The sequence below is a fragment of the Acidisoma silvae genome, from assembly GCF_020618775.1.
Lineage (GTDB): Bacteria > Pseudomonadota > Alphaproteobacteria > Acetobacterales > Acetobacteraceae > Acidisoma > Acidisoma silvae.
Genome location: NZ_JAESVB010000004.1, coordinates 360365 through 373096 on the forward strand (window position 1 = coordinate 360365; position 12732 = coordinate 373096).

10 protein-coding genes are annotated in these 12732 nt (G+C 65.4%); 5 read left to right on the plus strand and 5 right to left on the minus strand.

Features of this window, described 5'->3' with window-relative positions:
• Positions 1–23: 23 nt before the first annotated feature.
• From ASILVAE211_RS12340 to ASILVAE211_RS12355, 4 genes are read right to left on the minus strand one after another with little or no spacing between them, the layout of a single operon-like run.
• Positions 24–1013, minus strand: coding sequence for an aldo/keto reductase (locus ASILVAE211_RS12340; RefSeq protein ID WP_227321609.1), 990 nt, complete (start codon positions 1011–1013; stop codon positions 24–26).
• Between the two features lie 11 nt (positions 1014–1024).
• Complete coding sequence (locus ASILVAE211_RS12345; protein ID WP_319799564.1) at positions 1025–1855, minus strand: aldo/keto reductase; 831 nt, start codon at positions 1853–1855, stop codon at positions 1025–1027.
• Positions 1852–2886, minus strand: coding sequence for a dipeptidase (locus ASILVAE211_RS12350; RefSeq protein WP_227321610.1), 1035 nt, complete (start codon positions 2884–2886; stop codon positions 1852–1854). Before ASILVAE211_RS12350 ends, ASILVAE211_RS12345 begins: the two co-directional genes overlap by 4 nt.
• A gap of 48 nt (positions 2887–2934) precedes the next feature.
• Positions 2935–4968, minus strand: a complete 2034-nt coding sequence (locus ASILVAE211_RS12355) for an AsmA family protein (protein ID WP_227321611.1) — start codon at positions 4966–4968, stop codon at positions 2935–2937.
• 151 nt (positions 4969–5119) lie between these two features.
• Here ASILVAE211_RS12355 and ASILVAE211_RS12360 point away from each other — a divergent pair, with 151 nt between their 5' ends.
• The 4 genes from ASILVAE211_RS12360 (at position 5120) to ASILVAE211_RS12375 (ending at position 11146) form a co-directional block, all read left to right on the plus strand.
• Positions 5120–6721, plus strand: a complete 1602-nt coding sequence (locus ASILVAE211_RS12360) for a gamma-glutamyltransferase family protein (RefSeq protein WP_227321612.1) — start codon at positions 5120–5122, stop codon at positions 6719–6721.
• An 83-nt stretch (positions 6722–6804) separates the two neighbouring features.
• Positions 6805–9435 carry a mechanosensitive ion channel family protein gene (locus ASILVAE211_RS12365; protein WP_227321613.1) on the plus strand — a complete coding sequence of 877 codons (2631 nt, stop codon included), beginning with the start codon at positions 6805–6807 and terminating at the stop codon, positions 9433–9435.
• 3 nt (positions 9436–9438) lie between these two features.
• The gene (locus ASILVAE211_RS12370) at positions 9439–10248 is read left to right on the plus strand and encodes a S49 family peptidase (RefSeq protein ID WP_227321614.1); all 810 of its coding nucleotides are present in this window, start codon (positions 9439–9441) and stop codon (positions 10246–10248) included.
• Positions 10249–10408: 160 nt separating this feature from the next.
• A complete protein-coding gene (locus tag ASILVAE211_RS12375) occupies positions 10409–11146 on the plus strand; it encodes a PIG-L deacetylase family protein (protein WP_227321615.1) in 738 nt (245 codons plus the stop codon).
• Here the strand turns inward: ASILVAE211_RS12375 and ASILVAE211_RS12380 are convergent.
• Entirely contained in the window at positions 11143–11454 is a 312-nt protein-coding gene (locus ASILVAE211_RS12380) for a hypothetical protein (protein WP_227321616.1), read from the minus strand. The genes ASILVAE211_RS12375 and ASILVAE211_RS12380 overlap by 4 nt on opposite strands.
• Positions 11455–11543: 89 nt before the next feature.
• On the opposite strand from ASILVAE211_RS12380, the gene ASILVAE211_RS12385 reads away from it, so the two are divergent.
• The gene (locus ASILVAE211_RS12385; RefSeq protein ID WP_227321653.1) at positions 11544–12698 is read left to right on the plus strand and encodes a hypothetical protein; all 1155 of its coding nucleotides are present in this window, start codon (positions 11544–11546) and stop codon (positions 12696–12698) included.
• The last annotated feature ends 34 nt before the right edge of the window (positions 12699–12732 follow it).

Sequence of the window (12732 nt, forward strand, 5' to 3'; positions counted from 1 at the left end):
TTTCTTTCCTGTTGGAAGATGCTTCAGCGATCGACCATGGCCATGGCGCGTTCCGTGTAGCGCAGGCCGGAGACTTTGCCGGGGGCAAGAGCATCTTCAAGATTTCGCATATCGTCATCGTCAAGCTGGAAGCCGGCGGCGCCGATATTGGCTTCCAGATTGGCGACATGGCGCGTGCCAGGAATAGGAACAAAATCCTGCCCCTTATGCAGCACCCAGGCGAGGGCGATCTGCGCGGGCGTCGCGCCCTTGGCTGTGGCGATCTTCCGCACGGAATCCGCCGCCGCCATATTCGCATCGTAATTGGCGCCCTGGTAGCGCGGGTCGTTGCGGCGGTGGTCGGTCTCCGGATAGTCCTCGGCGCGCTTCACCTGACCGGTCAGGAAACCACGGCCGAGGGGTGAGAACGGCACCAGACCGATCCCCATGTCCTTCAGCGCCGGAATGACGTCCGTTTCCAGATTGCGCTCCCACAAGGAATATTCGCTTTGCACGGCAGAGACCGGCTGCACGGCATGGGCCTTCCGGATGGTGCCGACGCCGGCCTCCGACAGGCCAAAGAAACGCACCTTGCCGGCGCGGATGAGGTCGGCCACCGTGCCGGCCACATCCTCGATCGGCACGGACCGGTCAACCCGATGCTGATAGAGCAAGTCGATATGATCGGTGCGCAGACGCTTCAGCGAGGCTTCGACGGCGGCGGTGATCCGTTCCGGCCGGCTGTCGGTGCCGGTATTTTTGCCGTCTTCGATCCGAAATCCGAATTTGGTCGCGATCGTCACCTGGTCCCGCTTGCCCGCCAGGGCAAGCCCCAGCAGGTCTTCGTTGGTGAAAGGACCATAAACCTCGGCGGTGTCAAAGAAAGTGCAGCCCAGTTCAATGGCCCGATGAATCGTTTTCAACGATTCCGTTTCAACCGCCGGCTCATAGGATTGGCTGAACCCCATGCAGCCGAGGCCGAGTGCCGAAACTTCCAGGCCCTGACGGCCAAGTGTGCGTTTCTGTAAGGCCATGTTTTCCCTCGTTACAGCATCTCCAGCGACGCCTTGCGACGTGGAGCCGGAAAGGCCCGGTCGATTTCGGCCAGGTCTTCCGCAGAAAGTTGAAGCGACACGGCACCCAGGTTTTCCTCGACCCGGGCCAGGGTCGCCGTTTTCGGAATGGTCACGACACCAGCGTGGCGGATGCCCCAGGCCAGAATGACCTGGCCGGGTGTCGCGTTATGACGCCGAGCAACGCCGGCGATGGCGGCGTTCTTGAGAACAACGCCGCTCTGACCGAGCGGCGTATAGGCCATGATGGGAATATTGTGGGACTGGCAGAACGGGAGCAGATCGAATTCGATACCCCGCGACTGTGGGTTATACAGCACCTGATTGGCGCTGCATTCCGCCAGATTTGGCATATCTTCCAGATCATCAACGTCGAAATTGGAGACGCCCCAGGCCCGGATCTTGCCTTGGGTCTTCAGCGTCTCGAAAGCTTCCACCGTTTCGGCCAGCGGCACGCCGCCACGCCAATGCAACAAATACAGATCCAGGGTTTCGATGCCGAGATAGCCGAGGCTGGCTTCGCAGGCGCGGATCGTGCCGCGCCGGCTGGCATTGCTGGGCGCCACCTTGCTGACGATGAAGGCGTCGTCGCGCCGGCCACGGATGGCGTCACCCACCACGCGCTCAGACCCGCCATTACCATAGATTTCGGCGGTGTCGATCAGCGAAATGCCTAAATCCAGGGCCTTCTGAATGACGCGGGTTTCGGCGGCCTTATCCGAGCCGCGCTCGCCCATGCGCCAGGTGCCAAGACCCATCACGGGCAGGCCGCGCCCGTCCGGCAATGTCACTGTTTTCATCATGCGGACTTCTCCTCGGCCATGCGCAGCAGACGCAGGAAATTGCCGCCCCAAAGGGCTGCAATGGCCTTCGCGTCATAGCCACGGCGCATCAACTCCGCCGTCAGATGCGCGCTTTCGCTTGCATCGCGGAACCCGACCACGCCGCCGCCACCATCGAAATCGGTGCCGATGCCGACATGCGCAATCCCCATGCGCTGCACCGCATAGTCAATGTGATCGACATAGTCGGACAGCGTCACTTCGGTCTCCTTCATGCCTTTCTTCAGAAAGAAGGACACCAGCGTGATCTGCGCCAGCCCGCCGCTTTCGGCGAGCCTGTCCATCTGCTCGTCATCCAGATTGCGCGGATGATCGCAGAGCGCGCGGACGGAGGAATGCGTCGCCACCACCGGCGTTGTGGAAATCTCGATCGCTTCCAGCATGGCGGTTTTCGCGACATGGGAGACATCGACCAGCATGCCGAGCTTGTTCATGCGGCCGATGACGCTGCGGCCGAAGTCGGACAGGCCGCCATGCAATTCCGGCCCGTCGCCCAGATCTTTGCGCGGCACGGCGCTGTCGGAAATCTGATTGTGACCGTTATGGGTCAAAGTCATGTAGCGGGCGCCTAAGCGCCGAAAGGCGTCGAGATGGTCCAGATCGAGGCCGACGGCATAGCCGTTTTCAACGGCGGGGATGACGGCGGGCGCGCCCTCGGCGCGGGCGGCTTCGATTTCGGCAATGGTGGTGGCGATGCGGCCGGGCAGGCGGGTGCTGTCGCCCTTGTCTTCCCCCATTTCGTGGATGGCGTGCAGCATGGCGATGGCGCGGTCATAGGCGGCCTGGAAACCGGCCTCGTCATTCTTGCCCTGCGGGATATAGGCCGCGAAACAGCCGGCGCCCAAGCCCCCGCGCCGCATCTTGGGCAGGTCGACGCGCCGGGGCCCGTCCTCGAAAGGACTGGCGCCCGGCGGCCAGGGGATATCGATATGGGTGTCGATGGTCAGCAAGGCGTCGTGCAGTTGCTGGGCAGTCTGGATCGGAGCGTTCATGCCCCAAGGCTTCGCCCAGAAGCCGCATCCGTCAAGCCCACCGGCGCGCTACTTCTTGCCCGAAGGCAGGCCTTTAATCGTCGCACCCGGCACGGCCTGTCCCGGCTTGCCACGCGCCACCTGGGATTTCACCTCGGCCACCAGTTCCCCGCATTTATGCGGATCGCCGACGCCGAAATCGATTGTCGGCAGGATGGCGAGCGGGGCGGCCAGGAAGCCGAGAGCCGCCGCCACGCCGCCACGCGCGATCAAGGGCACGACGCCGATGCCGATGGAGGGCTTGCCGAAGGTGCCGCCGATTTCGATCGGCGCCGGCAGATTGCCGACGCTGAAATGCTTCGACCGCGTTTCGATTTCGAATTTCAGCGCTTCGGTCGCCAGATTGGCGGTGCCGCTGCCGCCGATCAGCGCTTCACCCGTATCGATCAGCATGGCGCGCGTCGTGACCAAGCCGTGGTTCAGGGCAAAATCGGTGATCATGCAATCCACATTGGTCTGGCTGGGCACGCCCAGCGCCGACAGGATCGCCTTGCCGAATTCGAGGCCCGACAAATCGATCAGCAGCGCGCTGAGATTGCCGCCGGCCATATACAGCGCCAGCCCGCCATTGCCGCCGCCGAGCAGGGTCGCAACCGAATTGCCGGTGCCGTCGATGGTGGCGCGGCCGCCAATGGCGCCGGCCCCCTTGAAGGCGTGGGTGGAGGCCATGATGCGCGACAGATCGACATTGTCGAAATGCACATCGGCTTTCAGCGCCACCCGGCTTTCGGACGCCGGGGCGACCGAAATATCGCCCTGAACCCGGCCCTTGCCGATGGTGAAGATGATCGGGTGCAGGGTAATGGCGCCGTCGACCAGATCCATGGCCACGATCAGGCTGTCCATGGGAATGCTGCGGCCTTCGATGTGATGGCCGTTATAGGTCAGGTGGATATTGGCGGCATTCAGCTTGGGCAGATTGATGGGCGTCATCGGCAGGATTTTGCCGCCCGTCGCGGTGGTCTTGGCGGTCTTCGCCGTCGTGCGGCCCGGCTTTCCGCCCAGAAAACCACTCAGATCGGCCAGATCGACGTTGCGGGAGGCGAGCGCCATCGTCACGTCGGGCTTCTTGCCGCCGTCTCCGCCTTGCGGCTTCTCGGCGATGGTGCCTTCGATATCGGTATGGCCGACGATGCCGCGAAAATCGTCGAAGCGGATGCGCTGGGTCGCTGTTTCGTAATTCAGCTTGCCGCTGATCCGGTAGGGCGGCGTATCCGGGATCGGGATGCCGGTCAGGTGATAGAGATCGGCCATATTGGCGCCCGACAGATCAAGATTAAGGTCGGTGCCGGCGAAGGCCAGCGGGTCTTGAACGGTGCCGGCCAGCGAGACATGGGTCAGGCCGTTGGCGATCTTGAGGGACAGCGGAAAGGGCTTTTCCTTGTCGGTCACCGTCAGGATGGCGCCGGTGATCAGCGAGGCGGTGATGGGCTGGCCGGTATAGGTACCCTTGGCGTCGGCTGAGACCTCGGTCTTCTGGCCCTGGTCCGCCACCACGCCCTCGGCAGGCTTTGTCTGAATCTGAGCGGTGAAGTCCGTCCGCATCTTGGCGATCTGCGCGTGCAACTGGCCGTTCTCGATGGTGATATCGCCGAGCTTGGGCGCAGGGCTGGGGGTCTGGCCCGGCTTGGGGGGCGCCGCTTTCTTCATGGCCAGCGTGTAGTTGTTGCTGCCGTCGGCCAGGCCGCGCACTTCCATCTGCGGACCGTTCACGTCGATCAGCGGCACGGAGATGATGCGGTGATGGATATAGTACATCACGTCGAGATCGATACCGAGATGCGCGATACGGGCCAGCGGCGGAACGTCACTCGCGAAGCCGTGGGGGTTTGCGACAACCACATCGTCGGCCACAATCCGGGTCGTGCGGCCCAGCTTCACATGCAGGTGTGCGATGGTCACGGGACGCCCAATCTGGGCCGAAGCCTGGGAATCCACGATCGGGATGAACCAGTCCCAGTCCCAGAACAGAATCACCAGAACGATGATGACGACCGGAATTCCTAGAAAAAGGCCGAGTTTCGTGCCGCCCCGTCGTGTCATGCACCGTTTCCCCTTTGATTCGTAACAAGTGGGAGGGAAGGCGGAAATTTTCACCGGGCCTTCTGCCCGAGGCCTCTGTCCGGGGCTTCTGTGAAGAGCCTGGGCGGGCTAGGCTTTTGCTCGCGAGCCGAGAGAAAGAACCGAGAGCCAGATGAAAAACGGAATAAGCCGCGACTTCCAGCAGCCCGGCCGTTCGGTCGCCGTCGGCGCGCGCGGCATGGCCGCGACCTCCCATCCCGCCGCGACGCTGGCGGCGCTGGACGTGCTGCGCGAGGGCGGCAATGCGATGGACGCGGCGATTGCGGCGGCGGCGGTGCAGGCGGTGGTGGAGCCAGCGATGACCGGCATCGGCGGCGACTGCTTCGTGCTCTGGGCACCCAAGGGTCAGGCCCATATCACCGCCTTCAACGGCGCCGGCCGGTCCCCCAACGCCATCTCTGCGGCGGCGCTGCGCGCCCAGGGTCTGGCTTCAATCCCGGACCGCTCGCCCCATGCGGTGACGGTCCCTGGTGCCATCGACGCCTGGTGCCGGCTTTCGGCCGATCACGGCAAACTGCCGCTAGCCCGACTGCTGGAACCCGCCATCGCCCATGCCGAGCAGGGTTTTGCCGTGACACCGCGCGTCTCGCATGACTGGGCCGAGACCGAGCCGCTGCTGCGCAGCCGACCGGCGACGGCCGCCACCTATCTGATCGACGGTCGCGCGCCCCAGGCCGGCGAGCGGCTGAAACTGCCCGCCCTCGGCCGCACGCTGCGCGCCATCGCGGCGGGCGGCCCGGATGCCTTCTACAAAGGCCCCATCGCGGCGGAGATGGTCTCCGTCCTTCAGGCCGAAGGCGGCTTTCATACGCTGTCGGATTTCCATGACGCCGGCGGGCGCTATGTCACGCCGATTGCGACCCAGTTCCGGCAATACAAGGTCCATGAATGCCCACCGCCGGGCCAAGGCATCATCGCCCTGCTGATTCTGAACATCCTGTCGCATTTTCCGGGGCAGGGTGACCCGATGGACCCGGCGCGCCTGCATATCGAGATCGAGGCCGCCAAACTCGCCTATGCCGTGCGCGGTGCCATTCTGGCGGAAGGGTCACCCGCCACGGGCCGGCACATCCTGTCGCCGGAATTCGCGGCCAGCCTCGCCGCCCGCATCAGCCCGGATAAGGCGATGACGGACTTGCCGTCCTTCGCCGGGCCGGAACACAAGGACACGGTCTATCTCACCGTGGTGGACAGCGACCGCAATGTGGTCAGCTTCATCAACTCCGTGTTCGAGAGCTTCGGCAGCGGCATCCTGGCGCCCGACAGCGGCGTGCTGCTGCATAACCGGGGCATGTGCTTCACGCTGGACGAGGGCCACGCCAATACGCTCGGCCCCCGCCGCCAACCCATGCACACCATCATCCCGGCGATGATGACCGAGGGAGACCGCGTGGCCATGAGCTTCGGCGTCATGGGCGGGCATTTCCAGGCCATGGGTCAGGCGCATCTGGTCTCCAAGGTCGTGGATTTCGGCATGGACCTGCAAAGCGCCATGGCGCTGCCGCGCCTCTTCCCCGTACCGGGGCGGGACTATGTGGAAGCGGAAGCCCCGCTGCCGGCTTTCGCACGCGACGGTCTGGCCGCGCTCGGCCACAAGATCGTGACAACGGATGACCCCATCGGCGGCGCCCAGGCCATCTGGCTGGATTGGGAAAAGGGCGCGCTTTACGGCGGTTCCGAGCCGCGCAAGGACGGTTTCGCTCTGGGCTATTGAGGCCTCGTGCGGCCAGTCCTTCGGGGCTGGCGTCCGGGCCGGGGCGTTGACAGGAACCCTGTGCCCGTGATCCGGGATGCGCCATGCGATTAGTTCCTTCGACCATCCTCATTGCCGTCTTCACGCTCATGGCGGCGGCGATGCCGATCCGGCCGGCCGCCGCGCAGGGCAATGCGGCGCCAGCCCCGGCCCAGGTGCCTGCGGGACTGAGCGCGGCGGACGCGCATCAGCTTCTGTCCGTGCTGCAAAGCCCGCAGCAGCGGTCGCAACTGGTCAAGACCCTGCAAGGGCTGGAAAAGGTTCTGCCGGCGACGGCACCGCCCCTTGCCGCCGACAGCACGGCGAAGCCTGCGGCCTCGACCCCGGCGGCCGCTGCGGCCCCTGCCAAGGCGACGGTGGCGCTGAAGCCCAATAGCCTGGGCGCCGATCTGATCGATCAGGCCGACAGCATCCTCACCGAACTCGACAATTCGGTGATCGTGACGCTGACGAAAATCACCCAGTATCGCGCGGTCGGCGATTGGGTGAAGGAGACGGTGCAGGATCCGATCATCCTGCAAATCATCCTCTCCGCCGTCTGGCGCCTGGCGCTTGTGCTGCTGGTCGCCTTCGCCTGCGAATTCGGCGTCTGGCATTTTACCGCGCCGCTCTACAAACGGCTGGGGCGCAATTCCAAGACCGCTGAGGCGCGCGCCAAACAGGAGATGGCCGCAGCCGGCGCGCCGACGGTCGATAGCGTCGTGACAGCCGAGGACGATGTGCCGGAAGGCGCGGAAGGAACCGAGGCCGAAAGCCAGGCGCGGGCCATTGCCGCGCGAGAGGCTGCGCTGCCCGTCATCTCCGACGCGGAGGCTGCCGCCGAACCCGCTTTGGCCGAGCCGGCCGTTCCTGCGGTGTCGTCGCGGCCCAATGGCCGTTTCACGCGGCTGCGGCCCTTGCAGGGTGGCTGGCCGCTGCTGCGGCGTCTGCCCTATATCCTGGGTGCCATGGCGGTGGACGCGCTGCCGCCGATTGCGTTTCTGGCGGTCGCGACGCTGCTTCTGGCGTCCCCCCTCGTCAGCGACATTCTGATGCGGCTGATGATCGAGGCCGTGGTCAATGCCTATGTCCTATGCCGGCTTTTGCTGGTGGCGGCGCGCGGCACCTTCTGCGCGCCCAGCAACAAGCTGCGGCTGCTGCATATATCGGACGAAAGCGCGGCCTTCCTGGCCATCTGGTGCCGCCGCATCGCGCTGGTGATCGTGCTGGGCTTCGCCGTGGTTCAGGTCGGCGGTCTGTCCGGCATGGAACATCGCGTGCAGCACGGCATTGGCCGCGTGTTCGGCCTGATCATCCACCTGATGCTGGTCGTCATGGTGCTGAAGCGCCGGCGGGAGGTGGAATCCTGGCTGCGCGGCGTGCCGGGCGAGAAGCACACATTCTGGCATAATATGAAGGCTCGCCTGGCCAGCGTCTGGCACTGGCAGGCCATCATCGTGATCATGCTCGGCTGGATCGTGTTCGCCACCGAGTTCATGAACCACGTCCAGCATCCCACGCGCATCATTCTCGGCACGCTGGCCATCCTGGTCGTCTTCCGCGTGCTGCATATCGTGCTGCTGGGCGGGCTGGAGAAAATCTTCGCGGTCGGCAATGATTTCTCGGACCCGCGCCGCGTGCTGCTGGCCAAGCGGGCGGCGCGGTATCACCTGCCGCTGCGCATGGTCATCAACCTCGTCATGATCCTGGCCCTGCTTTTCGTGTTGGGCCAGTTCTGGGGGCTGAACATACTGCAATGGCTGCGGGTCGGCGATCTCGGCACGCGGCTGTTCAGTTCTCTCGGCACCATCGTCGCGACCCTCGTGGTCGCCGTGGTGATCTGGGAGACGCTGAACTACGTCATGCAGATCTATATGGACGAGCTCTCCCAGCAGGGGTCTTACGTCCGTGCCGCGCGCATCAAGACGGTGGTGCCGATCCTGCGCAATACCGTGCTGATCACGCTGCTGGTGGTCTTCGCCCTGACGGTTCTGAGCGAGATCGGCGTCAATATCGCGCCGCTTCTGGCGGGTGCCAGCATCATCGGCGTGGCGCTGGGCTTCGGCTCTCAGAAACTCGTGCAGGATTTCATCAACGGCATTTTCCTGCTTCTGGAAAATGCCATGCAGGTGGGCGACTGGGTGACGGCGGGCGGCCTGTCCGGCACGGTGGAAAACCTCTCCATCCGCACGCTGCGCCTGCGCGCCAGCGACGGCTCCGTCCACATCATCCCCTTCAGCTCGGTCACGACCGTCACCAATACCAATCGCGGCCTGGGCAACGCCGCTGTTTCGGTCACCTTGTCCTATGAGGAGGATACCGATAAGGCGGGCGAGTTGCTGAAGCAGATCGTGCTGGACCTGCGCGCGGAGGAGGCCTTCTCGGCCGGAATGCTCAGCGATCTGCAATATTGGGGTGTCGACAAGATCGACGGCACCACAGCGACACTGGCCGGGCAGGTGGTCTGCACCGACAAGACGCGATGGAGCGTGCAGCGCGAGCTGAATCGCCGCATCAAGCTTGCCTTCCAGGACGCCGGCATCCGCATCATGCCGCCGGCGACCGTCACCGCCTTCCAGCATCCGCTGGCGGTGCAGGTCGAAATGCTGGAACGGCCTTTGCCCGAACGGCCCGTGCCGCAGCCCGCCATCGAACCACCGGCCGTCACGGCCGGCCCACCGCCACAGGGAACATAAGCCATGGGTCTGCTCTTCTGGCGTGCCAAACCTGTCCCGGTCGTGGAATTGCGCGGCGTCATCGCCGGGCGGCAGGGCGCGCTGAATATCCAGGGCGTCGGGCCGCTGCTGGAGCGCGGCTTCGCCATCGCCAAGGCCAGCGCCCATAAGCGCCTGATCCTGGCCATCGAAAGCCCCGGCGGGTCGCCCGTGCAGTCCGACCTCATCGGCCGGTTCATCCGCCGGCGGGCGGAGGAAAGCGGCGTGCGCGTGACCGCCGTCATCGGCGATGTCGGTGCCTCGGGCGGCTATTGGATTGCCTGCGCGGCGGATGAAATTCGCGCCAACCCCATGAGCATCGTGGGCTCCATCGGCGTCATCGGCGGCGGTTTCGGCGTGCCGCGCCTGCTGGAGAAGCTGGATATCGACCGCCGCGTCTATACCGCCGGGCAAAACAAATCCCGCAATGACCCCTTCAGCCCGGAAAAGCCCGAGGACGTGGCCTTTACCCAGGCGCTGCTGACGGATCTGCACGGGCATTTCAAGGATTGGGTGCGCGGCCGGCGCGGCGCCAAGTTGACCCGGCCGGAGAGCGAACTCTTCGACGGCAGCTATATGATCGGCTCGAAGGCTCAGGCGGCCGGGCTGATCGACGCGCTCGGCGATGTCGACGGGCTGCTGCGCGAAATCGGCGGTGCCAAGGCCCGCGCCACCTGGCTGAAACCGAAGCGCAAGACCGGTCTTGTCATGCGCCTGCTTGGCCGGGGCGCGGAAGCGGCGGCGGCCGAGATGGCAGAGGTCTGGCAGGCACGGGCCGAATTCAGAAAGCCCTGACGCGCCTCATGGCCGGATGGCATTGATCTGCATCAGACAGGGGTCTGCGCAGGGGGCTGGCCACCGGCCTCGCGCTTTCATGACGTCTCTGCCGCGCTCGTGCTAGGCTTGCGCCGTCAAGTGCCCGGTGGTGAATTCGGGTGAGTTTGGGGGACGGTGAATGATGCGCATGGACGCCCTGCGGAAGGCCTGGAACGAGCTGCCGCTGGTCAGCCTGGAGGAGATGCTGCGGGGCCGGGTGCCGCTGATCGTGGCACCGCATCCCGATGACGAGACCCTGGGCTGTGGCGGGTTGATCGCCCAGCTTTGCGCCGCCGGAACGCCGCCGCATGTCGTCATCCTGACGGATGGCTGCCTGTCGCACCCCAATTCCGTCACCCATCCGCCCGAGAAGCTGCGCCATATGCGGGAGGAGGAGGCGCGGGAAGCGCTGCATGTCCTCGGCCTGCCGCACGGCTATACCTGGTTCCTGGGCCATGCCGATCATGAAATGCCCAGCGCCGGCCCGGCCTATCAATTCGCGGCTCGCCGCATCGCCGGCATCTGCGAAAGCCATGGTTGCAACCTCATCATCGCGCCCTGGCAGCATGACCCCCATACCGATCACGTGGCTGCCGCGACGCTGGCCGAGCATGTCGCGGTGCGCGAAGGGCTGCCGCTGCTCAGCTATCCGATCAGCGGCTGGGCTTTGCCGGATGAGACGGAGGTGGACGAACTGCCCGCCCATGGCTACCGGCTGGATATCGCGGAGCAGATCGACCTGAAGCAGCAGGCGATCATGACGCATCAGTCCCAATATGGCGACGTCATCCATGACTGCCGGGGCAATGCCTCGCCGGAGATGGATGTGGTGATGGCGGTGATGCGCCGCCCGGTGGAAACCTATCTGGCGTCTTAAGCTAAGTTTCTGAGGGACGGTCGGGGCCATCCTTTGACCGTCATGCCGCCCTTGACCGTCATGCCCGCGAAAGCGGTCATCTTCTGGCCGTCGTGGCACCACATTAGGAAGAAGATCCCCGCATTCGCGAGGATGGCAAGGAGAATGTTCCTAGGATTTTGATCCTGGGAATTAATTCCAATATGGATCGACAACAAGGCTGCGGCACCCAAAGGCACTGCGGTCTTTTTGTTTGACAGATCATCACTCACGATTTTGCGAGATATACTCGCAATCATTGTCGGTACCATGCGCGCGATCACAATCACGTCACGTTTCAGACTGTAAACAGACTTGCCGCAATCTTGCCCGTCTCCTCCGCGAAGCCTGGGGCAACGAGGATAGATAAGAGGCGGTGATGGCGAATCTGGCACAGGGAAAAGACCGCCGTTGGCGGCGATGGGCGGCAGCGGCACTCGTCGCCGGCACCGGTGCGCTGGCGGTCACCCAGCCGTCGGCCGCGCAGGGCTATTGGCACGGCGGCGGCGGTGGCGGCGGCTATCATGGTGGCGGGCAGCCGGGTGGCTGGGGCCACGGTGGCGGCGGCTGGGGCCGCCCTCAAGGCGGCGGTTGGGGCCATGGTGGGGGCTGGGGACATGGCAGCGGATGGGGCCGTCAGGCCTATGGCGGTCCCGGCTGGCATGGTGGGCCGCCCGGATGGGGCCGTCCGGGTTACGGGGGGCCTGGCTGGGGTTATGGCGGCCCGCGCTATGCCTATCGTGGTCCCGGCTATCACGGCCATCCGGGTTATGTCGCGGCCTGGGGGCCGGGCCGGCCCGGCTGGCACGGCTGGGACTGGCACCGGTCCTGGGGCGTCGGCGCGCCCTATGCCTGGGGTGGCCGCAGCTGGGCCTGGGACAGCATGATGGTGGGGGTCGCGGCCGGCGTGGTCTTTGCCCCGCCGGTCGTCTTTGCGGCACCGCCGATCTACGCCGTGCCGCCGCCGATCGTGCTGGGTCTGCCGGCCATCGCGCCACCGCCGGTCATTATCGCCCCGCCGCCGGTGATTGCGGCAGCGCCCTTGGCGCCGCTGCCGCCTGCGCCGGTTGTGGCCGAAGCACCGCCGCCGGCTCCCGCCATGCTGATGGCGGCCGCACCGCCGCCGATTGTCGTGCTGCCCCAGCCGGCAGTGGTGGTGGCGGCCGCGCCGCCGCCCGTCATTTTCGCGCCGCCGGCCTATGCGATGGCGCTTTGCCCGCCTTCATTGGCCTTTGTGGCGCCGCAGCCGGCCTGGTGGTCCCACGGCTATATCACGGGCGGTGTCGTCGTCGGTGGTCTGGCGGCGACGGCCGTCGGCCTCGCCGTCATTCATCCGCATGGCTATTACGCCGTCCGTCACGGTTACGGCGCAGGATGGGGCCGCCCTGGATGGGGCCGCCCGGGTTGGGGCCGTCCGGGTTGGGGGCATGCCGGATGGGGTCGCGCTGGCTGGGGACGGCCTGCATGGGGCCATGGCGGCGGCTGGCACGGCGATGGCGGGGGCCACGGCGGCGGCAATCCCTGGCACCACTGACCGCGCAACGCGCGTGCCTCGCTTTCCGAGTTTG

Coding starts and splice junctions, on each gene's coding strand:
- ASILVAE211_RS12340 (WP_227321609.1), bottom strand. CDS start 1,013: ATGGCCTTACAGAAACGCACACTTGGCCGTCAGGGCCTGGAAGTTTCG.
- ASILVAE211_RS12345 (WP_319799564.1), bottom strand. CDS start 1,855: ATGATGAAAACAGTGACATTGCCGGACGGGCGCGGCCTGCCCGTGATG.
- ASILVAE211_RS12350 (WP_227321610.1), bottom strand. CDS start 2,886: ATGAACGCTCCGATCCAGACTGCCCAGCAACTGCACGACGCCTTGCTG.
- ASILVAE211_RS12355 (WP_227321611.1), bottom strand. CDS start 4,968: ATGACACGACGGGGCGGCACGAAACTCGGCCTTTTTCTAGGAATTCCG.
- ASILVAE211_RS12360 (WP_227321612.1), top strand. CDS start 5,120: ATGAAAAACGGAATAAGCCGCGACTTCCAGCAGCCCGGCCGTTCGGTC.
- ASILVAE211_RS12365 (WP_227321613.1), top strand. CDS start 6,805: ATGCGATTAGTTCCTTCGACCATCCTCATTGCCGTCTTCACGCTCATG.
- ASILVAE211_RS12370 (WP_227321614.1), top strand. CDS start 9,439: ATGGGTCTGCTCTTCTGGCGTGCCAAACCTGTCCCGGTCGTGGAATTG.
- ASILVAE211_RS12375 (WP_227321615.1), top strand. CDS start 10,409: ATGATGCGCATGGACGCCCTGCGGAAGGCCTGGAACGAGCTGCCGCTG.
- ASILVAE211_RS12385 (WP_227321653.1), top strand. CDS start 11,544: ATGGCGAATCTGGCACAGGGAAAAGACCGCCGTTGGCGGCGATGGGCG.